General features: G+C 65.6%; 20 protein-coding genes and 2 pseudogenes. 9 read left to right on the top strand and 13 right to left on the bottom strand.

From position 1 onward, the window contains the following. Positions 1-515: 515 nt before the first annotated feature. On the bottom strand, positions 516-869 hold the full coding sequence (locus AC3ERS_RS33205) for a hypothetical protein (protein WP_431972104.1): 354 nt from the start codon (positions 867-869) through the stop codon (positions 516-518). A gap of 206 nt (positions 870-1075) precedes the next feature. Between AC3ERS_RS33205 and AC3ERS_RS33200 the strand changes: the two genes are divergently transcribed. From AC3ERS_RS33200 to AC3ERS_RS33190, 3 genes are all read left to right on the top strand, one after another. After that, positions 1076-2404 carry a hypothetical protein gene (locus AC3ERS_RS33200; RefSeq protein ID WP_431972103.1) on the top strand — a complete coding sequence of 443 codons (1329 nt, stop codon included), beginning with the start codon at positions 1076-1078 and terminating at the stop codon, positions 2402-2404. Next, positions 2401-3774, top strand: a complete 1374-nt coding sequence (locus tag AC3ERS_RS33195) for an outer membrane protein assembly factor BamB family protein (protein ID WP_431972102.1) — start codon at positions 2401-2403, stop codon at positions 3772-3774. The genes AC3ERS_RS33200 and AC3ERS_RS33195 overlap by 4 nt, the downstream gene beginning before the upstream one ends. A gap of 123 nt (positions 3775-3897) precedes the next feature. Continuing rightward, entirely contained in the window at positions 3898-4074 is a 177-nt protein-coding gene (locus tag AC3ERS_RS33190) for a hypothetical protein (protein WP_431972101.1), read from the top strand. A 442-nt stretch (positions 4075-4516) separates the two neighbouring features. Here the strand turns inward: AC3ERS_RS33190 and AC3ERS_RS33185 are convergent, their stop codons facing one another. After that, positions 4517-4978 (bottom strand): hypothetical protein, encoded by a 462-nt coding sequence (locus AC3ERS_RS33185; protein ID WP_431972100.1) that lies wholly within the window; start codon positions 4976-4978, stop codon positions 4517-4519. A gap of 73 nt (positions 4979-5051) precedes the next feature. On the opposite strand from AC3ERS_RS33185, the gene AC3ERS_RS33180 reads away from it, so the two are divergent. Beyond that, entirely contained in the window at positions 5052-5843 is a 792-nt protein-coding gene (locus AC3ERS_RS33180) for a helix-turn-helix domain-containing protein (protein ID WP_431972099.1), read from the top strand. Positions 5844-6070: 227 nt separating this feature from the next. Here AC3ERS_RS33180 and AC3ERS_RS33175 read toward each other — a convergent pair whose 3' ends face one another. After that, a complete protein-coding gene (locus AC3ERS_RS33175; protein ID WP_431972098.1) occupies positions 6071-6388 on the bottom strand; it encodes an ArsR/SmtB family transcription factor in 318 nt (105 codons plus the stop codon). Between the two features lie 85 nt (positions 6389-6473). On the opposite strand from AC3ERS_RS33175, the gene AC3ERS_RS33170 reads away from it, so the two are divergent. Both AC3ERS_RS33170 and AC3ERS_RS33165 read left to right on the top strand, forming a co-directional pair. Continuing rightward, entirely contained in the window at positions 6474-7352 is an 879-nt protein-coding gene (locus AC3ERS_RS33170; protein ID WP_431972097.1) for an NAD(P)-dependent oxidoreductase, read from the top strand. Positions 7353-7373: 21 nt separating this feature from the next. Next, positions 7374-7622: a cytochrome P450 gene (locus AC3ERS_RS33165; protein ID WP_431972096.1), complete on the top strand. Its 249-nt coding sequence runs from the start codon at positions 7374-7376 to the stop codon at positions 7620-7622. 70 nt (positions 7623-7692) lie between these two features. On the opposite strand, the gene AC3ERS_RS33160 is transcribed toward AC3ERS_RS33165, so the two are convergent. The 4 genes and pseudogenes from AC3ERS_RS33160 to AC3ERS_RS33145 form a co-directional block, all read right to left on the bottom strand. Beyond that, entirely contained in the window at positions 7693-9018 is a 1326-nt protein-coding gene (locus AC3ERS_RS33160; RefSeq protein ID WP_431972095.1) for a family 1 glycosylhydrolase, read from the bottom strand. Between the two features lie 150 nt (positions 9019-9168). Continuing rightward, a complete protein-coding gene (locus AC3ERS_RS33155; protein WP_488186877.1) occupies positions 9169-10056 on the bottom strand; it encodes an alpha/beta fold hydrolase in 888 nt (295 codons plus the stop codon). A 539-nt stretch (positions 10057-10595) separates the two neighbouring features. After that, positions 10596-12625, bottom strand: a pseudogene (locus AC3ERS_RS33150) (oxidoreductase); the annotation flags it as partial. 298 nt (positions 12626-12923) lie between these two features. After that, positions 12924-13136 (bottom strand): hypothetical protein, encoded by a 213-nt coding sequence (locus tag AC3ERS_RS33145; protein ID WP_431972093.1) that lies wholly within the window; start codon positions 13134-13136, stop codon positions 12924-12926. A gap of 217 nt (positions 13137-13353) precedes the next feature. Between AC3ERS_RS33145 and AC3ERS_RS33140 the strand changes: the two genes are divergently transcribed. After that, positions 13354-13974 (top strand): YdeI/OmpD-associated family protein, encoded by a 621-nt coding sequence (locus AC3ERS_RS33140; protein ID WP_431972092.1) that lies wholly within the window; start codon positions 13354-13356, stop codon positions 13972-13974. A gap of 423 nt (positions 13975-14397) precedes the next feature. Here the strand turns inward: AC3ERS_RS33140 and AC3ERS_RS33135 are convergent, their stop codons facing one another. Genes AC3ERS_RS33135 through AC3ERS_RS33125 form a run of 3 tightly spaced genes read right to left on the bottom strand, consistent with a single transcriptional unit; the run spans position 14398 to position 17581 of the window. Then, positions 14398-15471 (bottom strand): tyrosine-type recombinase/integrase, encoded by a 1074-nt coding sequence (locus AC3ERS_RS33135; RefSeq protein WP_431972090.1) that lies wholly within the window; start codon positions 15469-15471, stop codon positions 14398-14400. After that, complete coding sequence (locus AC3ERS_RS33130) at positions 15468-16400, bottom strand: tyrosine-type recombinase/integrase (RefSeq protein ID WP_431972089.1); 933 nt, start codon at positions 16398-16400, stop codon at positions 15468-15470. The genes AC3ERS_RS33135 and AC3ERS_RS33130 overlap by 4 nt, the downstream gene beginning before the upstream one ends. After that, complete coding sequence (locus AC3ERS_RS33125) at positions 16397-17581, bottom strand: tyrosine-type recombinase/integrase (protein WP_431972088.1); 1185 nt, start codon at positions 17579-17581, stop codon at positions 16397-16399. The genes AC3ERS_RS33130 and AC3ERS_RS33125 overlap by 4 nt, the downstream gene beginning before the upstream one ends. Before the next feature lie 189 nt (positions 17582-17770). Here AC3ERS_RS33125 and AC3ERS_RS33120 point away from each other — a divergent pair. Continuing rightward, positions 17771-18028, top strand: a pseudogene (locus AC3ERS_RS33120) (ATP-binding protein); the annotation flags it as partial. Positions 18029-18363: 335 nt separating this feature from the next. Here AC3ERS_RS33120 and AC3ERS_RS33115 read toward each other — a convergent pair. From AC3ERS_RS33115 to AC3ERS_RS33105, 3 genes are all read right to left on the bottom strand, one after another. Then, positions 18364-18639: a hypothetical protein gene (locus AC3ERS_RS33115; protein WP_431972087.1), complete on the bottom strand. Its 276-nt coding sequence runs from the start codon at positions 18637-18639 to the stop codon at positions 18364-18366. A 1012-nt stretch (positions 18640-19651) separates the two neighbouring features. Beyond that, positions 19652-20107 (bottom strand): hypothetical protein, encoded by a 456-nt coding sequence (locus tag AC3ERS_RS33110; RefSeq protein WP_431972086.1) that lies wholly within the window; start codon positions 20105-20107, stop codon positions 19652-19654. 1 nt (position 20108) lies between these two features. Then, positions 20109-20705, bottom strand: coding sequence for a hypothetical protein (locus AC3ERS_RS33105; RefSeq protein ID WP_431972085.1), 597 nt, complete (start codon positions 20703-20705; stop codon positions 20109-20111). Positions 20706-21078: 373 nt separating this feature from the next. Between AC3ERS_RS33105 and AC3ERS_RS33100 the strand changes: the two genes are divergently transcribed. Continuing rightward, complete coding sequence (locus AC3ERS_RS33100; protein ID WP_431972108.1) at positions 21079-21918, top strand: alpha/beta fold hydrolase; 840 nt, start codon at positions 21079-21081, stop codon at positions 21916-21918. The last annotated feature ends 71 nt before the right edge of the window (positions 21919-21989 follow it).

Below are 21989 nucleotides of genomic sequence, written 5' to 3'. Positions count from 1 at the left end.
AGTTATTCGCTCCGCCCAAGACACCAGCATCACAGACATCCGCACATGCCGCCTATCGCGCGGTCGGACAGCCTGTCTGGCACTCGAAATGCCTCCTGGGCGCTGACTGAATCGGCCAACCCGGTTGGTGGTGGAACTGAGGAGGAATTCTGAGCTCTTCTTCGCGCTGCTCAGGCGACATGGAGTACGTAGTGCGCACATCTGGCTGGGGTGAGATCTCGGTTACACATTCCTCGAATACCCGAACACAGGAGGGAGACGACGATGTCACCTCTCTATACAGGCGGCCCCATGATTCGGCGCGGCGAAAGCGCGGATCGCGATTGATCAGTCAGGCAGTCGGGGAACCGCTACCCTCCGGTCCGCGGCCCCGGGGACACCGGGTCCGGCGCGGATGGAAGTCTCCAGATCGGTCCTCGACCACATTGCTGCCATCAAGTCGGTGTCAGCATCCTGAAATGCCGAGAAGCGCGTATCCGAACGAACGCGGGCTTCGCGACCCAGGGGAGATAGACTCAGTCTGCGACTTCCAAGGGCCAGCGCACCGACGCGACAATGGCGGTACCGGCGTAGCTGTCCTCCTCCAGGGCGGACCTACGGGCTTGGGCTTCCTCTTCAGTAATCAGCCCTTCGCGCAGGTCGTTTTCTATCTCAAATTCTGTTAGGTGCCGTTGCTCTCTCCACTGGCCTTTCGTGAGGCTTTGTTCAGCACGGATGACCACTTCCTTGCTGGTCCAGCGCGTGCCGCTTGGTACGACGATCCCTCGGTCACGCCGCTGCACGCGTCGGCGAACGCGGTCTCGCCGTTGACGTCCTGGCTGGTGCAGGTGTGGTCTGATTCGGTACTTCCACTCGAGGTCGAACCGCACGGGTTGAGCGTTGTCGAACCGATGTTGCCCGACTCGTCGACCGAGAATTCGACCTCGCCTGGGACCCCGAGTCCCACACAACTGCCGATCGGCTACCTCGACGTTTCTCAGATCCCGGGTCGATCTGGACAAGCTCGAGCACGCCGCCAAGCTCACCCAGAACCTGGGGCATGAGCAGCCGCGAACGGGCAGACACAATGCAGGACATGGAAAACGGTGATGACAAGGACGCGACCGCACCCTCCCCCGCCGTTCACCACTGGACGGTGGGTTTGACATGTGTGGCGATCGTCGCGACCGGCTACCTGGTCGCCGGGCTGCTGTACGAGCGGGAGCCGGAGTTGACGACCGCACCGATCACCCCCACCACTTCGGCGCCGCCGCCGGAACCGGCCGAATATTCGTATGTCACTCCGCCGGTGACATTTCCGGTGCAGATCCCGGGTTGTGATGTCGTGGAGCCGCCACAGCCGGGGCAAGGATTTTCGATGGTTACCTTCGAAACACCCGGATACGACAACCCGTCCTATCCGTGGTTCTCCGGGCCCAAGGCCGTCGCGATGACGCAGGCGCTGCGTGCGGCGCTGCCCGCTGGTGTCGAGATCGCCTTCGCACCGGTGGATCGGTCACTGGTATTCCAGCCGATCCTCGACGACCCCACGGAGGACAAGGGGTTCGGCGGTTGGACCGACGCGCGCGCCACGCTGCTGCGCGGCGACCGATCGGGCTCGCTGTCGGTGACCGTTCGCGAGTCCACCATGCCGATCCCGCCGTGCGTCGCCGGCGATCTCGATGAGAGACGCCGCCTTCCCGACGGCACGATCGTCGATACCCACGACACCTGGTACGAGACGAATGGTGTTCGCGCCCTCTTCCGCTCGGCCACCGCTTACCTGCCCGACGGCTCCGTCGCCCACGCCTACGCCACCGACGACGCCGCTGACGGAAGCGGCTATACCGGAACCGTCCCGCTGACCATCGATGATCTCGTCGCGCTCGTCACCGTCCCCGGACTCCGCGTCACCGCCCCGGTTCCGCCCGGAACGCCGAACCCACCCGAGTCCTGCAATATCTGGGCGGAGTCCTCCTCCGCCATCGATCAGGCCCAGGCTCGTCGATGGGACGCGGTCCTGGCGCAGATTCCACTCGACGGCTTGACCCTCGACCCGCCGCTGGGAGCGCTGCTACCGGCAAGCACAGGCGGGGTGTGCCAGGTAGTTCGGGTGACCACACCTGGCCGTCGATCACGGTTGAGCGTGGCGATCACGACCGGGCAGCCTCTCCCGCAGGAGCTTTCGCCGAATGACGGCGCGACGTCACGTCGGCTGCCGGACGAAACGGTGGTCGAAACGCGCGAATCGCGAAGCACGGTGATGGAGCCGTCACCCTCCACGCAAACGACCCGCACTGTGACCGTCACCCGCCCGTCCGGGACCCGGATCCAGGTCACCTCCGGCGATGGTCCCGCCGAGCCGTTGCCGTTCGAGTTACTCGAGGCGATCGCCTCGAATCCGGGACTGGAGGTGTCGCGATGAGAACGATTCCCGGGCTGCGCAACCTCGTGCTCGCCGCTGCGGCGGCCGTAGTCGCCACTGCCGGTGCGGTGGTGGTCCATCTACAATACGAGGACACCACGCGCAAGATCACCGGCACCGCGGACTCCGCTCCCGGCCTCGCGTGGTCGACAAGCGCTGCCGGGTTCGGACGAGCGGGCGCGGAGTTCCGCGATCCGCGGGCGGGCACCGAATTCGATACCGACGGATCAGGATTCGTCGACGGTGGTGACACACTTGTGACGGTGCTCGGTGTGCCGGACGACGGGCACCTGCGAGATCCGGTGCTGGTCGGCATCGATGCCGGCACCGGCGCGAAGCGCTGGCAGACCCCCGCCGTGGAGCTGACCGGTTGCGGGTCTACCCCTGTCGATGGCCAGGTCGTCTGTTTCAGCTCCGACGGAGCACTCGTCGGCTACGACCTCACCACCGGAGATGCCACCCGCACACCGACGGAGTGGTTTCCCTTCGCCATCGCGACACTCGATGATCGCGTGTACGTCGCCGAGGGCGACGTCGAATCCGACGACGTGCGCGTCCACGCCGGCACCCTCGCCGACCCGGATGCGTACTGGTCTCAGGCATTCGACATGGGTACGTTGTGGGAAGACCTGCCCTTCGACGCCGTGGACGTGTCCCACGGCCAGGGCGTCTTCACCCTCGGCGCCGATATCGCCGGGTTCGACCTCGCCAGCGGGAAGCCGACTTGGACCACCACCCAGGATGGATGCTCCGATGCCGGCGCAACCGGCGGCGCATTGCTCGTGCGCGCCCGAACCGAATACGGCGGCCACGACATCACCGGCAGCGACCTCCTCGACCGCACCGGCCGCACCATTGCCACCTCCGACAGCACAGTCGCCCAGACCCTTTCGATCGACCTCCCCACCGACGACACCGTCCCCGTCCTGCTCGGCGACAGCGGCTATGACCGCCGCACCGGTAGCCTCCTCTGGACCAGCTCCGACCTGATTTCCGCACCCCGGGAAACCAACGCCACGACCGGCACCGCAGCGGCGATCTTCGGCGACGTCGCGCTCCTGCAAGACACCGACGCGCACACCACAACCGGCCTCGACCTACGCACCGGACACCGGCTGTGGCGGACCGACACCACCCGCTTCGGCACGATCCTGGGCTGGGACGGCCACACCGTAGTCCACTCCGATTACACCGGACTCTGGGCAATCGACCCCCGGACCGGCACCATCTCCTGGGACATTCCATTCCTCGCCGTGAACACCGACACCGAGGCCCTCACCGGACCCAGCCAACTCGCCGCACACGGTAAGGGCCACTACACCTACGCCAGCGCCCGAACAATAATCGGACTCCGGCACCTCGAACACTGACACCGAATCGCCAACTCCTCGCGGCCAGAGCTGATTCATACGTTCCGGCGTGGGCCCGAGTCCGAGCGCCAACAAGAGCACGGTGGTGACCGGCTTCTACCGCACCTGCATGTAGACCCGCACATGCTGCGCCACACCTTCGTCACAACCCTGCTCGACGCTGGTGTCGACCTGCGTGATGTTCAGATCGCGGCTCGCCATGGCGACCCGCGGACGACCATGCGCAACGACCGCGCTCGAACCAACCTCGACCGGCACGCGAACTACATCTTGGCCGCCTACATGGCCTCGGGCACATGACAACTCAACGCACGCTACTGCCGATGTGCGGTTGTTTGGTGCGTGACCCCGGGGGCTGCGCAATGACCCGGCTTGTCCTTGGCGGTCGTGGCCTGTCGTCGGTGATCTAGTGCGTGGCGCTCACATCTGGCTGGGGTGACATATCGGTTACGCACTCCTAAAATGCCCGCATACGGGGAGGGAGACGACGATGTCACCTCTCCCTACTCCCTACAGCAGCCCCATGATTCGGCGCGGCGAGAGCGCGGATCGTGGTTGATCGGTTAGGCAGTGGCCGAACCGCCACCACAAATCCGCGGACCCGGGACACGGGGTCCGGCGCGGACGGATGCCCCCAGACCGGTCTTCGACCACATTGCTACCACCAAGTCGGTATAAGCATCCTGAAATGCCGATTATGGTCTTGATCGACGCGCCAGCCCGAACAAGATCATCGGTCTTCTCAGTGACGCCTCGCGTTGGATTGGGCCTCGACAAGCGCCTGAAGTGCGGCATGGGGGAAGGGCCTACACCACTCCTTCAGGTAGCCGTCGTCGCCGTGTTGCCGTGCTACTTCCTCGAACGCTCCGATCACAGTGCACACGAGATGATCAAGAGTCTGGTAGGTGGACCACAGCTCTGTTTCGGCGGAGTCCGGGTCGTCACTGTACTCCCGTCCCACCAGGCGGATATGTACCTTTGAGTCCGTGCTGTCGAACAGCCAGATGTAGGCATTCGGCTCGGCTTCGAAAAACACCCGGGCAGTAGCGTCCCCGCTCCGGAGGCTGGCCACAGCGTTGAGCATGTCTTCCGGGGCTTCGGTGAGATAAGAGGCGATAGCTTTGGCCTCGTTGCCGTTGTCGGAAACGTGAACACGAACCCAGCCTGTGCCAGCGAGCTCCCAGGTCATGGTCATGTCTGCCATCTGCACTCCTTAACGTATCTCCGTCCCGGCTATTCGCGGTCGAGGAGGTGATTCTTCCGCAGAATGTCCGGTAATGCCGCTGATCGCGCGGGCTGCTCCTGGCCATAGGAGTGCAGAGTCGGCCCTGCTCGCCGGGGTGAGCATCGCCCACTACACGCGCCTGGAACAGGGCAACGGCGACAGCGTCTCGGACGAAGTCCTGGCAGCCATCGGTGCCGCGCTGCGCTTGGAACCGGACGAACTGGCCTACCTGCGCCGTATCGCGCGACGTCCGACACCCTGCGCGGCGGACGCTTCGGATGTGCCTGCGGGACTGCGGTATCTGCTCGAGTCGTTCGTGATGACCCCGGCGCTGGTGGTCGGTCGGTACACCCAGATCGTCGGCTGGAACCGGCTCGCCGTGGCGGTGTTCGGCGACTTCCCTCTGCTTCCAGACCATCGCCGCACGCTCTCGCACCTGCTGTTCGCCGAGCCCCACCGGCGCGAGCTGCACGGCGCCGAGTGGGAGCGAGTGGCGCGCGAGCACGTGGCGCATCTGCGCGTGCTGCTCGGCCGGTTCCGCGGGGACCCGGCCCTCGCGGCGCACATCGACCAATTGCGGGAACTGAGCACGGATTTCGCGCGCCTCTGGGCGAAACATCCTGTCGCGCAGGTCCGGAACCGGACATACGTGTTGCACCACCCGATCGTCGGCGAGCTGGCCTTGCACGGCGAGCTCGTCGCCCTGCCCGCCGCGCCATCGTGCTTCGGGCTGGATTTGTTCGCCGCCGAGCCGGGCTCGCTCCGTCCGAGCGTGCCCTACGGCAGCTCGCGAGCAAGTGAGTCCGGTAGCCGAGTTATCCACCGCGCGAGTGAAACCGCCTAGACAGCGGCGATTCTCAGCGATCGCTGTCCGGGTTAATGCGGCGTCGAGCAGCCTGAGAAAGCGGGCCTCCAGGGAGCGAGTGCGTCCGGTAGTCGAGTACCTGACGCTTGGGCGAACCGCGGCGTCGTGACGGCAGCGGTAGCGCTCCCTGCTCTGGATCGCGTGACCCAGCATGCGGCCCGCGACGGCCCTTGGTCGCCGACCGCAGTCGGAGACTGCGGCGATTCTCAGCGATCGCCATACGCGTTGAGCACGGCGTCGAGCAGCCCGGGAAAGCGAGCTTCCAGGTCGTCTCGCCGTAGCCGCACGACGCGCGTGCGGCCCTCGATCGTGGTCGCGGTGACCCCGGCCTCGCGCAGCACGCGGTAGTGGTGCGACAGGGTCGATTTGTGCAGGTCGATGTCCTCGCCGATGCCCGAGCAGTTCTCGCCGTCGCTGTCCGCGAGGCGGGAGGCGATCTCGAGTCGCGCCGGGTCGGAGAGCGCGTGCATCACGCCGACGAGGGTGATGTCGGCTGTCGCAGGCTGGAAGGGCACACGCGGCATGGTCGATCTCCCTCGGTTTGATTGTTTTGCGGTCATCCAACAATAATTGTTGGACATACTTCAAACAGTCTTGGGAGGTTTCCTGGTGTCAGTGCCCACTGTTGCCGTCGTCGGTCTCGGTCCGATGGGGCAGGCTCTTGCCGGTGCGTTCATCGACGGCGGTGTTCGAACAACGGTCTGGAATCGCACGTCGGTCCGTGCCGAGGCGCTCATCGGCCGGGGCGCCGTGCACGCGGAGACCGTGGCCGATGCGGTGCGCTCGTCCGATCTGGTGGTTGTCTGCCTGGTGGACGACGAGGCGGTCGCCGCCGTGCTCGAGCCCGCCGCCGATGTGTTGCGCGGCCGCACGCTGGTGAACCTCACGTCCACCGCGCCGCACCAGTCGCGATCGCGAGGGGAATGGGCGGCGCGGCACGGGATCGCCTATCTCGACGGAGCCATCCTCACTCCGACGCCGACCATCGGCGGGCCGGGAGCGTTGATTCTGTACTCCGGCGCCGAGCAGATTTACCAGGCGCATCAGGCGGTGCTTGCGGAGTTGGGCGGCCGGGCGGTGTATGTAGGCGAGGACGTCGGCCGCGCCGCCGGGTACGACGCCGCGGTGCTGTCGCTGTTCTGGTTGTCGGTGCTCGGCGTCGTCCATGGCCTCGCGATGGCGCGTGCGGAAGGAATCTCCGGGGCCGACCTCGCGCCTTTCGCCGCGAACATCACCGGGCTACTGCCGGAGATGCTGGATCGGTTCGCCAGCCAGGTCGAGGCGGACGACTGCCCCGGCGGCATATCGACCATCGCCTCGGCGTCGGCGGGCCTCTCGCACCTCACCGAGAGCGCTCGAACCCTCGGCTTCGACGCCACGATGTTCCAGGCATCGCAGGGCCTCGTGCAGCGCGCCGTCGATTCCGGTTTCGGGGCCGACGGTCTGGCTCGCCTGGTCGACGCCGTCGCCGCCAGGCCCGCGGCCTGATCGATGCGGTGACGACGCGCGGTGCGTCTACTCGGTGCGTTCGGCACGGGTCCACGCGCCCGCATCGGTCGACAGTTCGCCCAGCATCAGATCACTGCCGCCTTGGCCGCGATCCTGCACCAGTTCGACCTGGAACCCGACCCGGACTACCGACTCGACGTCTGCGAACCTCACCCTCGAATCCGCGGGTCTACGACTGCGATCTCACCTGCGAACCAGCAACAAGACTGTGAGACAAATGTAGCGCCGCATGTCATGGCGCGCTGCTGAATGGCGCGCTCTGGCATCTGTACGGCACACAGCTACTCCCTCGACACCGGGCAGTCGGAGTGCTCGCAGTCTAATCAGGGAGGCCGATCGTTTGATCGCAGCTTTCGGGCGGGTCTACCAGTCCGCATTCGGCGGGCGGGCGAGTCGGTCGGTAGTTCGCGGGGACCCCGCCGGATCGGATGATCGTGCGGTAGGTCTCGACGGCGTCCGTCGGCTGGCGGACCAGGGTGGGGTCGGTGCGGACGTCGACGGTGTAGAGGCCGAAACGGGGTGTGTAACTGCCCCATTCGTAGTTGTCGGTCAGGCTCCAGTAGTTGTAGCCGACCACGTCGATGCCATCGGCCTTGGCGCGCTGCAGCCAGTAGACGGTGTCGCGGAGGTGTTCGGAGCGGGTGTACCCGTCCGCCCGCGGGAGGCCGTTCTCGGTGGGCATGCCGTTCTCGACGACGTACAGCGGGCGGTCCGGGAACAGGCGTGAATAGTGCCGCAGCGCGTAGTAGATGCCCTCGGTGCGAATCGGCAGTTCCCAAATCGCCGGGCCCTGGTTCGAACCGCCCTGTACCGACTGACCGGATTCCGGCAGCACCGCGAAATAGTAGTCGACGCCGATGAAGTCGAGCTTGTCGGCGATCCGGTCGACCATTGGCTGGTTGACCTCGGTCTCGGCGCCCGCTACGTAGCCGAGGTTGCTGGTGACCTGTGCGTTGGGCGCGGCGCGGTGGATGGTGTCGTAAATCGTGTTGTGGGCCTGAGCCATTCGGTCCAGCATCGCGGGAGCCTCGTCGACGGTGATGGCGCCGATACGCAGCTCGGTTCCGACATATGCGGCGGGCTCGTTGAAAGTGACCCACAGCGGGTTGCGAGAGGCATAGCGGTTCACCACCTTTCGCATATTGGCCAGCCAATCCTCGACCATGTCCGGATTGCGCCAGCCGCCGCGATCACTCGCCCAGCCCGGGTACACCCAGTGGTCCAGAGTGAGCATCGGCCGCATCCCGGCCGCGACGATACGGGCGATCACGTCGTCGTAGAACCGGAATGCCGACGCGTCCCAGGTTCCCGGTTCCGGCTGCAATCGAGCCCATTCGATCCCGATCCGGTACACCCGAACCCCGAGCCGCGCGGCCAGATTGATATCGGAGGCATAGTGGTTGACGAAGTCGACCGAATTCGGATACTCGTCCCCGGCCGCACCCGAATCGATGTAGCGGGTCCAGTTGCTCTCGGGTGCGTACCCCTCGGACTGGAACCCGGACGACGCGACACCCCAGAGGAACTCGTTGCCGAACGGCACGACGGTCGCGTTCGCCGAGGGGACCACGACCCCGGGCAAGAGCAGTGCCGCCGCGATCGTAACGAGTGCGACCTGGGTGTGCCAGCGCTTTCGTGTACGCATCGAGCTCCCGTCCCGTCCGGCGCTGCTCGATCGTGCGCACCGCCCGGAGCTCGATCGCCGCCGGGCCCACACGATGATCGCCAAACGTAACTGTCGGATTGCTGAATCTTTCGAGCCACAATCGACCGGCGCTCGATACCCGGTCCTGAGTCAGTTGTCGGCCGGTCGCCACTGCCGGACCGCGGCGACTATTTCGTCGGCGGCGTCTTCCTGGATGTAGTGGCCGGCGCCGTCGAGAAGGACCGTCCGATGATCGGCGAACAGTTCCTCCCAGTGACGGCGTTCGGGGGCGCGGAAGGCGATATCCTTGGTGCCCCACACGATCAGTGCCGGCCGGTCCCGCACCGCATCGAGGCCACGCTCGACATCGGCGAGAAACGGTCGGCTCGCCAGGATTTCGCGTGGGAACACATGGACCGGCTCGCGCGATTCCGGTGTCGGGAAGGGGCCTCGGTAGGCGTCCATTACCGTCTTGTCCAGTTTCTTGCGGCGCACACCTGCGGGGATGATCCGTTCGACGAAGAAGTTGCGCTGCCGGATCAGCCAACCGCCGACCGGGCCGCCCAGAAATCGCGAGAAGGCCTGCGTGCTCGGGTCGGATTTCGGCCAGGCCCAAGTATTTCCGATGATGAAGGCCACGAAGCGATCCGGGTGCCTGCCTGCCGCGGCGAATCCGATCGGTCCACCCCAGTCCTGCACCATCAGCGTCGCCTCGCGCAGGTCGAGCCGGGACACCAGTTCCGACACGACCCGGGCATGCTCGACGGGTGTGAAGCCGTAGCCGGGCGCCGCCCGGGACAGCCCGAAGCCGGGATAGTCCACCGCGATGCAGCGGAACCGGTCACGCAGACCGGCGATGATATCGCGGTAGAGGAATGACCAGGTCGGATTGCCGTGCAGCAGAACCAGCGGTGGCCCGCTGCCTTCGTCGAGGTAGTGCACACGCGAGCCGTCGATCTCGGCGAAATGACTGGAATACGGGTACAGGCTTTCCGGCACCCAGGTCGGGCGGATGGGAGTGCTGGCTTCCTCGCTCACGCTACTTACCTCCGATCGCCGGAACTTCATGGTCAACCAAGTCTGGACGACAACGAACGCAGTGAAGAGCAAATTGGCAGCAAATATTTGAATCGTAGAAACCGGCCGGGAAACTGTCGTGGCGTTCATCCCAGTGCGGTCCGGTCCGTGAGGCATGCAGTTCACGGCGGATCGTCGCCGCGACCCCCGTTTCTGGCCGAGACGGTGCAGACGGCTCGCCTAGCCCACACAACTGTCGACGGTGGAGATCTTCGCCGGTCCGAGTCGTCGGGAACTCGTCCACCGCGATCCAGGTGATCCCGACGTCACTCATGCGCGGCCATTCACCTGGGGCGATACACCTCGTCGAACACTGTGAGCTGGGGGGGGGAGCGGACAGGGCGGCACGGGCCTCGTGCAGCAGCAACTCCCCTGCTGCACGTGCCATGGCCACTGGCATGCGTGTGACTGCTCGAGGTGGGCTCTGGCGGGAGTCACCGAGAGCCTGGCCGCCACCGGGCTGCGTGCCGGGTTGCCCGGCGGAGCTGCTGCGCGAGGTCGATCGAAGGCACCACGCAAGTCGAGCGGTTTATCGCGCGTTTGGCGTCGAGCTCGGCGGCCTCGTTCGCGCCGCCGATGAGGTGAACCGGCATCGTGCCCGCGGCGACGAGGGCGTCGTAGAGTGTCCTGTTGGGCTCTTGGCCGGTGCACAGGACGATGGTGTCGACCTCGAGCAGATGGGATTGCTCATTCACAGAGAAATGCAAGCCGAGGTCGTCGATGCGTTCGTAGCGGGCACCAGCGATCGTCTCAACGCCGCGGTTCTTCAACTCGGCACGGTGGATCCATCCCGTGGTCTTGCCCAGCCCGGCGCCGACCTTGCTCGTCTTGCGCTGCAGCAGGGTCACCTGCCGTGGCGCCGTGTGGCGCACGGCCAGCGCGAGGCCGCCGCGGTGACGGTGTTCGGCGTCGACGCCCCAAGTGGCGAGGAACTCGCCGATGTCGGGTTCGGCACCGGGATCCGGGGTGGTCAGGAACTCGGCAACATCGAATCCGATACCGCCGGCGCCCAGGATCGCCACTCGTGGCCCTACGGGAGCTTTGTCGCGCAGGACGTCGAGGTAGCCCAGCACCATCGGGTGATCGACGCCGGGCAGCTCCGCGGGGACGCGGGGGTTGACACCGGTCGCGATGACCACCTCGTCGAATCGTCGTTGGTCAGACGCTCCACCGTGGCGGCGGTGTCGAGATGCACCTGAACCCCGGTTTGCACCAGGCGGTGACGGAAGTAGCGCAGGGTTTCGTCGAATTCGCCCTTGCCGGGTATCCGGCGGGCGATCTCGAACTGCCCGCCGATCTGCGAGCTGGCTTCGAACAGCTCCACTCGGTGCCCGCGTTCGGCCGCGGCGGTGGCGAACGCGAGTCCGGCGGGTCCGGCACCGACGACTGCGATCCGTTTGCGGACCCGTATCGGGCCCAGCACGAGTTCGGTTCCGTGGCATGCGCGCGGATTCACCAGGCAGGAGGTGATTTTCAGGCTGAAGGTGTGGTCCAGGCAGGCCTGGTTGCAGCCGATGCAGGTATTGATCCGCTCCGGGGTGCCCGCGGCGGCCTTGTTCACGAAGTCGGGGTCGGCGAGGAAGGGCCGGGCCAGCGACACCATGTCGGCGTAGCCGTCGGCCAGGAGCTGCTCGGCGGTGTCCGGAGTGTTGAACCGGTTGCTGGTGACCAGCGGGATGGATACCGAGCCCATCAGCTTCCTGGTCACCCAGGCGTACGCGCCCCGTGGCACCGAGGTCGCGATGGTCGGGATCCGCGCCTCGTGCCAGCCGATTCCGGTGTTGATGATCGTCGCGCCCGCCGCTTCGATGCGCTGCGCGAGCTCGACGACCTCGTCGAAGGTCGATCCGTCGGGTACCAGGTCCAGCATGGAGAGCCGATAGATGATGATGAACTCCGTGCCGACCGCTTCGCGGACGCGGCGAACGATCTGGACCGGGAACCGGATGCGGTTCTCATAGCTGCCGCCCCAGCGATCGGTGCGCTTGTTGGTGTGGGTGGCGATGAACTCGTTGATCAGGTAGCCCTCCGACCCCATGATTTCCACCCCGTCGTAGCCGGCCAGCTTCGCCAGCCTCGCGCAGCGCACGAAGTCCTCGATCGTCGCCTCGACCTCGACGTCGGAGAGTTCGCGTGGCGGGAACGGACTGATCGGAGCCTGCAACGGACTCGGCGCGACCAGCTCGGGATGGTAGGCGTAGCGCCCGAAATGCAGGATCTGCAGGGTGATCTTGCCGCTGGCGGCGTGCACGGCATCGGTGACCACACGATGGCGGTCCGCCTCGGCTTCCTCGGTCAGCATCGCCCCGCCCGGGTAGGGGCGTGCGGCTTCGTTCGGCGCGATGCCACCGGTGACGATGAGCCCGACGCCGCCGCGGGCGCGCTCGGCATAGAAGGCGGCCATGCGCTCGAAGCCCTGGGGCGCTTCTTCCAGGCCGACGTGCATCGACCCCATCAGTACGCGGTTGCGCAGGCTGGTGAATCCCAGGTCCAGCGGCTGGAGTAGATGCGGGTACGCGCTCGTATTCATCGAGATCTCACGGTTCGTTCGTCGGGGCTGTTTGTCGCGCCGGACCATCAAGCTCTCGGAGCTAGGACAACGGCGATTCCGCCGGCGCTCGGTCTGCTGGGGTGCCCTCGCGCGGAGCCGGGGCCGGAGAAGTATTTCGCGGTGTTGCAGGTGTGCTGACCTGGATCGTGGAGACTACTGCGCGTAATTCGAGCTTCGGATGTCCTCGACCAGGCCGGTGGTGATGGGCTGGGCCCGACCGTGCGCGCTCGCACGCGGGGCCGATCACGAGGCGTTTTTGGCGGGGCTCGTCAACCGTTCACGGCACTGCTGCTGCAGTGAGTTCAGCGTCGGTCCGCTGATCACCCGTGCGGCTAGGGATCGAAGAAACCGCAGCAGCATGGAACTCTTTCGGCCGCAGCCCGAACCGGATGAACGCTTCCTCGTCGTTGCCGCCAAACGGCGCCCACGCGCAAGCGAATTCCAGCATGTCGTTGTCGAATGGAGTCATGGCCAGCCGGTCTTCGATCACAGGCGCGTCCTTCGGCTTCGTGCGCACTATGTGTTACGTGCGAGGATGTGTGAATTGCGCTGGGCAGCAGCGAATCCCTTGTGCGCGTTGCGTTTGCTGCGGTACGCCTCGCCATGACGGTCGCCCGCATCGCGCTCACCGCCTCGGTCACGGTCATCGAACCGGCCGAACTCGCAAACACCGTCCGGCGCCTGGCCACTCACCTTACGGAGGACACATGACCTCATCGGAATCGCCGCGATCGGCATCCGACCACGCCGCGACCTGGAAGTTCGACTACCCGATCTTCCACGCCGAGACCCGGGCACAATGGCGGAACTGGCTCGGGCACAACCACGCATCCACTCGCGGCGTGTGGTTGTGCTCCTGGCGCGCCGGTGCCGAACGCCCACGCTGCCCGTACTCCGAGGCCGTCGAGGAGGCCATCTGCTTCGGATGGATCGACTCCACCAACACCATCCTCGACGACGAGCGCGGCTTGCAGCTGTTCACGCCACGCCGCACCAAGAGCGCGTGGACCCGGCTCAACCGCCGACGCGCAGCCGACATGGCCGACCAGGGCCTCATGACCGACGCGGGCCGCCGCGCCATCGCGGCGGCGAAGTCCAACGGCTGGTGGACCATCGCCGACCAAATCGAAGACCTCCGAGAGCCACCCGAACTGGCGGCGGCCCTCGACCGGGACCCACCGGCCCGCGCCCACTGGGACCGATTCCCGCCCAGCGCGCGCAAGATGATGCTGTGGTGGATCGTCAGCGCCGCGCGAGACGCCACACGAGCGAATCGGATCACCCACGTCGTCACCGAGGCACACGACGGTCGACGCGCCCGCGGGTGAACATCATCGCGCGCGTATCGACCAGGCCTCGGTCTCCAAGTTGCAGACTGGGCATCATGCCGAGTTCAGGACGGTGGATCGCCTCCTCTCCGGCGTCGGCCGCCCATACTCTGCGCCGATGTCACGCGCCAGATCGACAGCAGCACCGAGCAGATACGCGTCGCACGTACAGTAATGCCGCTGAGCGCGCATGTGAGTAGAGCCGGACGCGGCTCAATGTTGTTGTTTTGTAACAAGTTCGGTGAAGCGGGCGTTCGTGATCGAGAGGGGGCGGGGTGTGACGCGCTCGTGTCGGTCGGCCCGGTTGTCCGGCGCGGATGGTCGCATTTGCTCGGTGTGCGTCGACGAGAAACAGTTGACCAAGACCATCGCCCGCTACGGCCGGGTAGACCTGCTCTGCATCGACCTATGCCGAGGCCGGGACTATGCCGCGCCGATCGCCGCATGACCTGAGATATGAAGTAGTGCAGCATGTTCGGCCTGCCGAGTGGACCGGTTGTCGGCCTGATCACAGGCTCTCCAGGAAGGCCAGGAGGCTGTCGGTCGGGCGATAGACGCCGGCGGCGTCGAAGTCGGGGTGGTCTGGTCGAGAGCACGTTGTTTGATCGTCATGTCGGCGTGGAGATAGATGCCGGTGGATCGGATGTCGGCGTGGCCGAGCCAGAGCGCGATGACCGCGGTGTCGACGCCCGCGTGCAGCAGCGCCATCGCGCAGCTGTGGCGCAGGACGTGCGGATGCAGCTCGGCGGGGCGGATGCTGGGGCAGGATAGGGCCGCGGTGGCGGCGTGGCGCCGGACCAGGCGCTCGACGGCATCGGAGCTGAGCCGGCGGCCGGTGCGGGTCGGGAACAGCGGCTGATCGGCATGGTCGCCGCGTTCGGCAATCCAGACGCGCAGGACGCGCTGGGTGGGTGTGGTGAGCGGGACGGCCCGGTGTTTGCGGCCCTTGCCGAGGCATCGGAGGTTCGCGCCGCCGCCGAGGGTGATGTCGCCGCAGTTGAGTCCGACCAGTTCCGAGACCCGTAGCCCGGTTTGGACCGCGACCAGCAGCAGGGCGTGATCGCGTCGGCCTTCCCAGTGGTCGCGATTCGGCGCGGCGAGCATGGCGTCGATCTCGGTGCGGTTCAGGAACGCGACGAGCTGTTTGTCGAATCGTTTGGGCGGGATGGCCAGCACGCGCTGGATCAGTTCGGCGTGTTCGGGATGGCGCAGTGATGCGTAGGTAAACAGCGACCGGATCGCGGTCAGGCGCAGGTTGCGGGTGCGGGGACTGTTGCTCCGCTCGTGCTCTAGGTAGTCCAGGAACGCGGTGATGGCCTCGACGTCCAAGTCGGACCAGTCCAGCTCGGCTGGCGGCTTCTTGGTTCGTTGAGAGACGAAGCCCAGCAACAGTTTTAGCGAGTCCCGGTAGGAGGCGACCGTGCGCGGACTGACGTGACGGTGCTTGACGAGCCGTTCGGTGAAGAAGTTCTGCAGTGTGGCGGAGATCGCGGTCATGAGGGCCTGGCCTGGATCGAGTATTCGAGTCGCTGGGCGGCCAGACTCAGCAGCTCGGGGGCCGCCGACAGATACCAGTAGGTCGAGCGCGGGTCGCGGTGACCGAGATAGGTCGACAACGTCGGAAGTTTCGCCTCGACGTCATCCCCGGAGCGGTGCCAGCGCAGCAGCGTGTTGACCGCGAACGAGTGCCGCAGGTCGTGGATGCGGGGCCGCCGGTCTGCGTCCGCGCCGATTCCGGTCGTGCGACACAAGTTCCGAAAAGTCTCATGGACGCAGGGATAGACCATTCGGTTGCCGCGGCGAGAGACGAAGAAACTCGCTGTCGTCGGCATCGGGTGGTGCTCGTCGCGGATGCCGGCGTAGTCGCGCAGGGCCGCGACGGTCGACGGCAGGACCGGAACCACCCGGGACTTGCCGAACTTCGACTCCCGGATCAGCAGAGCCTCGTCGGCCCAGTCGATGTCGGTGCAGTCCAGGCGGATCGCTTCCCCGACCCGCAGCCCGGTCGCGCCGAGCAGGCCCAACATCGTGGAATGGGTCGCCGCCGACAGTCGTCCGCGAACTCGATGTCGCGCCTGAGCGGTCAGTGTCTCCAGGTCGGTGCGGGTGAAGATGAACGGTGGATGCCAGCGTTGCGGGAACGAGATCAACCCTGGCGGTGGTATTTCGGTGCGCGGATCCAGCCCGGCCATATGCTGGGCGAACCTGCGGGCGATCGTCATCCGACGTGCCGGATTCGACGACGACGCATCGACCCCGGGAGCAAACGCCCAGTCCAGCGCAGCTGCGATCGTAACTGTGGGTGCGGCGATCTCGTCGAGATAGCCGACGAACCGCGGCAGCAGCCGATGGTGTTCGGCCAGATCGTGGCCGAGCCGATTGCGTAGTTTCAGGTAGTCGGCCGCGGCCTCGGACAGCCGGCTCATCGTGGCGCTCCTGGCCATTCGGCGGCGAGGTCGCGCAGAGTGGCCAAGTCGACCTTCGCGTAGATCGCGGTCGTGGCCAGATCCCGGTGGCGCAGGACCTGGCTGATATCGACGAGAGGGACTCCGCGGCGCAGCATCTCGGTGGCCAGCGAGTGGCGCAACCGATGGGCGCCGACGCGAGGCAGCCCCGCGCGGTCGCAGGCGCGGCGGGTGACGTCGCTGACCAGGTCAGCGCGGATTCCGCGCAGCGGCGCCTTGCAGGTCACGAACACCGGCCGCAACGTCGTCGCCGGCCGAGCGGTCGTCAGGTAGGCGCTGACCGCTTCCCCGACGTCGAACGGCATCGGCATGGCGTCCTCCCGGGATGCTTTGCCGCGCAGTTTGATCCGACCGCCACGCCAGTCGATGTCGCCGACCTCGAGCCGGGCGACCTCGATCGACCGCAGTCCCAGTCGCGCGACCAGGGTCAGCATCGCGTAGTCACGGACCTGCACCGGATCGTCGCGGTCACAGGCATCGAGCAACCGCTGAACCTGTGCGGCGGTGATCGACTTCGGGATGCCGGTGCCATGCCAGCCCGCGACCGGCGGGACCGCCGAGGTCAACGGGCGCGGCAGTAGTCCGCGCAGGTAGAGGAACCTCAGTAGCGACCGTAGTTCTGCGACGCGGCCCTTGATCGCGCCGACGCTGACGCGTGGGCTTTCGGCGAGCAAGAACGCCACGATGTCGGCGCCGGTCAGCTCACCGATCCCACGAGCGGATGCTTCTCTCAGGAAGCGGTGGGCCAGCTTCTCGTAGCGGACGATCGTGGCAGCTGCCAGAGCGCGGTCGGCCACCAGCCAGTCGCAGTACTCGGCGACAATCGAGTCCAAAGGGTCGCAGTTGATCGGCGGATCTGTCAGCAGCCCTTGGGATTTCAAGAACTCTCGCAGCGGGTTCAGGCTCTTTGCCGACGGCGGACGGCGCAGCGTAACGCAGCAGAACCGCCGGAATTCCTCGATCGACGCCGCCGTCAACTGCTCGGCTGTGAGGTCCTGCTCGATCATCCACCGCCCCAGATCGCCGATGATCTTCAGCATGTTCCGGATCGTGCCCGGCGTGTATCGCTGCTGCTCCAGATGATTTCGGTAACCGGCGATGTAGGGGCCCATGCGGCCCGGTTTCCTGCGAGTTCCGACCATGATCACGCCTCCGTCCGACGCACTCATCCATCAGATGAAGTATCGGAGCCGACGACGGAACTATGTGGGCTGCTGCGCCGGCAAACGAGGCCCTTCCGCTGCCCTTACCAGGGGATTCACGTCATGCGGCGATCGGCGCGGCATAGTCCCGGCCTCGGCATAGATCGATCTATGCCGCCGTCGGCATAGGTCGACGAACTCGGCTACATGGAACTCGACCGCCGCGGAGCGGAACTGCTGTTCCAGGTCCACACCGAGCGTGAGGAGAAGAACTCCGTCGCGATCGCTTCCAACGAATCGTTCTCCGGCTGGACGAAAACCTTCACCGACCCGAGACTTTGCGCCGCGATCGTGGACCGCCTCACCTTCGGCGGCCATATCATCGAAACCGGCACCGACTCCTACCGCCTCGCCCGGACAGCGCAAGCAGTGGCCGCGGCGAGATGACGTCGAAATTCGGTTCTGGCCCACTTTCCGTGACGAAAGGTGTTGTGCCGCAGAACCACAGATCTGGCGTCATCGTTGCGCGGCCGTGGGAAGCACGCGTTTGCGTAGCAGTGGAAGGCCAGCCCTGCCGAACATCTGCCTCTTGATCATTTTGATGTGATTGACCCGGCCCTCGACCGGACCGGAGTTCCAGCGCATGGTCAGACCGGCACCGTGCGCCGGTGTCGGAGCGAGGCGGGCGCAACCGGCCAACGCGCGCTATTCGACCCAGTGGGACCGTGATCCGGCTGGATGTCGTCCTGCTGGCGGCCCGCTGCTGCAACCGCTCGGGCCGGCTACTTCAGTAGTTCGATGACCGGTGCGAATTTCTCCATAGCCGGTTCCTGCACAGTGAAATACGTGATTCCGTGGCGCTCGCGGAATTCGCGCACGTTTTCGGCGATCTGCCGAGGAGTGCCGATCATGACCGTGGGGGTGGCATCGATCTGGTCGTCGGTGAATCCGGGCAGAAACGCGCGCACCTGTTGGCCAAGGGTGTCGCGTTCGGACGGGGAGGCCACGCCCCAGATGGCGACGTTGATTTCCACCTGATCGCGACGCTCACCGAGCAAGCCGCGCACGTACTCGGCGCGTTCGGCGAGCGTGTCCGGGTCGGCGGCGGTCGGCAGCCCGGATTTCGTGACGCTGATCGTGGCCGACGCAAGCTTTGGGCGCCCGGCCGCGGGGGCGCTGGGCCGCGCTCACCATGTGGTGAGTGGTTCGGCGTCGACAACGACGCCAGCCGCGCAACTCCAGACAGCTGAACGGTGTCCACAAAAGGACGTCCTCGAACCTATCCCGGGCCGTAAATCTGACCTTCACAGGTCAGTGGCCGGGGAACCTTCCGCAATAGTTCGCGGTTCACTGTGACGATCATCCAAGCAGTCTGGCAGGACGCTGCAAACACCGCCGGCAACAAGCTAGGAGGGGCATAGGACCCTCGTCATGAGCGCGCGGTAACGTCACTATTCACCGTCGTGATCACGGCTGCACTGACACACAAGGTGTCCGATTTCGCCGATAAACGACACCGGAATTCACTGGCACAACCAGTCGTTGCTCCTGCAGGCGGCGGGAATACTCAGCGGCTTCAACGGGATCTAGGCTGCGCGGTGGTGTCACGAGGGCACCACATTCGATCGGACGCTCGATGGTCGACGAGCCGCCCGGGCCAGTCGACGGGCCGCTAGGAGGCCGCCGAATAACGGGTTCGGGCCGGGTGTCGGCCGTGCTGTGCGCGGTCGACACTGCTGGATTGTGCGCGCGGTGATTGCGTCGGGTCGGTGTGGACTGTCTGGGCAGCGCAGAGTAGGCGCGGTCAGCGATGACCACGTCCGGTTGCGGCGCGGCGGCCCGCCTTCCAGGCGCGGCACCACGAGCGCGTCCAGCACTGCTGGCAGCAGCGGTGAGTCATTGGTCTGGCCGGACGTGAGCAGCACGGCCAGGCCTCGACCGGCGCTGTCGGTGGCCAGGTGGACTTTGGTGGTCAACCCGCCACGGGAACGCCCGATCGCGTGATCGGCGGGTTCATAGCCCGGTCACCGAATCGGCCTCCGCGCCGGCGGCGTGCTGGTAGCAGTGTCGCTACCCTGATTCCGAACCAATCAGCTCCACAAGTAACGGGCCTGAATTGGGAATTCGATGCCACCACCATGGCGCGGCTTCCAGGCCGGAGTCGGTGAATCGTTCGATCGACCGATTCTCGTCGAACTTCGTAACTGCCCGGAACTGTTCGTCGTATCCATCCGCGACGGCAGCAACCTTTTTACGGAGGGGTTCGGAAAGACGGTCGATGCAGCCGGACAAGAAATCTCGTATCGATAGTGCGCCGACCAGGTCATAGCCTCCCCAAACGCTCGGGTCGTTCGCTGTTCGAGCTCGATCCTTGTCGATCTTGTCGACGTGCAGAGCCCAGCTGGTCAGCAGATCCAATGTGCCGAACGATCGTGTGTCATTTATCTTATGGCGACACTCTTCTAGCTCGTTCAATTCTGCCTCAGAAAAGTTTGAGCGTATACCTTCGATCAACTTCTCGTTCATATCACCGGCTCGGGTAGTAGGTAGTAGACTTGAGAGGTACATCACGATTGATAATTACTCTGACTCCATTGTAATCATAGCGCACCGAGTTTCCAGAACCTGGTGAAGTTGTGCCCTTCCGTAATGCTTCCTCTATTTCCCTCATGGTTGGGCGACCCATCGCCGGGTTGTCGTCACCGGCGTGTCCGCGTGCGAATTCTGCGAGTTCCTCGAGGGAATATCCGGTACCTTCGAAATTGTAGGCAGGGCCGTCCTCGTCGATCTCGTCGTCGAGAGCTTCGTCAATGAACACTTTCATCGAGATAATTGCAGCCAAGCCGATGTCGGTTGCAGAGGGCACTTTGTCGAAGTTGGCGATAACTGCCGCTCCGCCGGCGGCAGCCGCTGCAGCAGCTAGGACACGCCAGATTTTGATGCCGTCGTAGACGGATTTGATGGTGCGTACTGTGTTTCCAACTACTACGATGGCGCCTCCGGCCGCGGCAACGTCGCTCAGGGCTGCGGTGAACGCGGTGAGCAGGATCCCGGTGACGACAATGGCTCCAGCTGCCCACGCAGCGTTCGAGATCGCCGATTTGATACCGTTTCTGAGATCCACGGTGCCTGTGTGGTACTCCGCAACGGGCAGGGCCATGTTTGTTGATGCAGTGGCTATGTAGTCGGCGCCGCTGCTGAGGGTGCCCAGGTGTCCTGTCGGGATCGGTCCTGTACGGCGGGGTGCAAGTGTGACAGCGGCCAATGAAAATTCCCCACGAACGGCCAGATGCGAGTCCCCGTAGGCGGCCAGTTCGCATAGTCGGGCACATTGTCAGCAAATATCTTGAACGCGCGGTAATGCCGATTCCGGGTGATTGGGGGAGTGCGGACACGATCTCGGCTGCACCGATGATTTTCGGGTGAATCTGTCGTCGATACCGTTGGGTATACCGACAGACAGGAGTCCAGGCATGACGAGACCGTTTCGATTGGGCATGACCTCAGTACGGGCGAACGGTGTGGATCTGGGCATCCAGAGCTTCGGCCGCGAGGACGATCCGCTGGTCCTGCTGGTCGGCGGCACAACGATGTTGTCATGGCCCGACGCGCTGTGCGAGCGGCTCGCGTCGGGCGGGCGGCGCGTGGTCCGCTACGACCTGCGTGACTCCGGCGCGTCGACGACCCTCGACCCGGAGAATCCGGCCTACAACCTGCGGGATCTCGTCTCCGACGCGGCCGCGCTGGTCGGGGTGCTCGGTGCCAGAACCGCCCATCTCGGTGGAATCGGCGTCGGTGGGATGGTCGCTCAGGTCGCCGCGCTGGACCACCCGGACGTGTTCTCCGCACTGACCCTCGTCGGCACTCGGCCGGTGGCGCCGGGCCCGGTCGACGAGGACCTGCCCGACCATGACCGCGCGGTCATGGGCGCGATGTTCTCGCGCCAACGGCCGGACTGGACCGACCGGGACGCTGTCGCGGCGTTCGCCGCCGAGGGCGCCGAGCCGATGGGCAACGATCCGCAGCAGGCGCGGGCGACGGCGGTCCGAATCTGGGACCGGACGCCGTCGAGCGATCCCGCAGTGCACCAGGCGAACCAGCTCGGGATGGTGTTCTCCCGGCTCGACTGCGCCCCGCGCTGGCGGGGCCGGCTCGGTGAGCTCGACGTGCCGACGCTCGTGGTGCACGGTCGCGCCGACCCGTTCTTCCCGGTCGGCAACGGTGAGGTCCTCGCCGCCGAAATCCCCGGGGCGCGACTGCTCGTCCTCGACGACATGGGTACCGCTCTGCGCCACGCCGCGGCCGACCAGGTCGCTGCCGCCATGCTCACCCTGTAACCGCCCGGCTGGTAGGCATCCTGAGCCGGCGGAACGCACGATGATGAATTTCGGGTGGCTCCCTCGTCGAA

This window comes from Nocardia sp. bgisy134 (genome assembly GCF_057708325.1).
The sequence above is the reverse complement of the archived record's forward strand: the minus strand, read 5'-3'. Positions and strand labels throughout refer to the sequence as shown.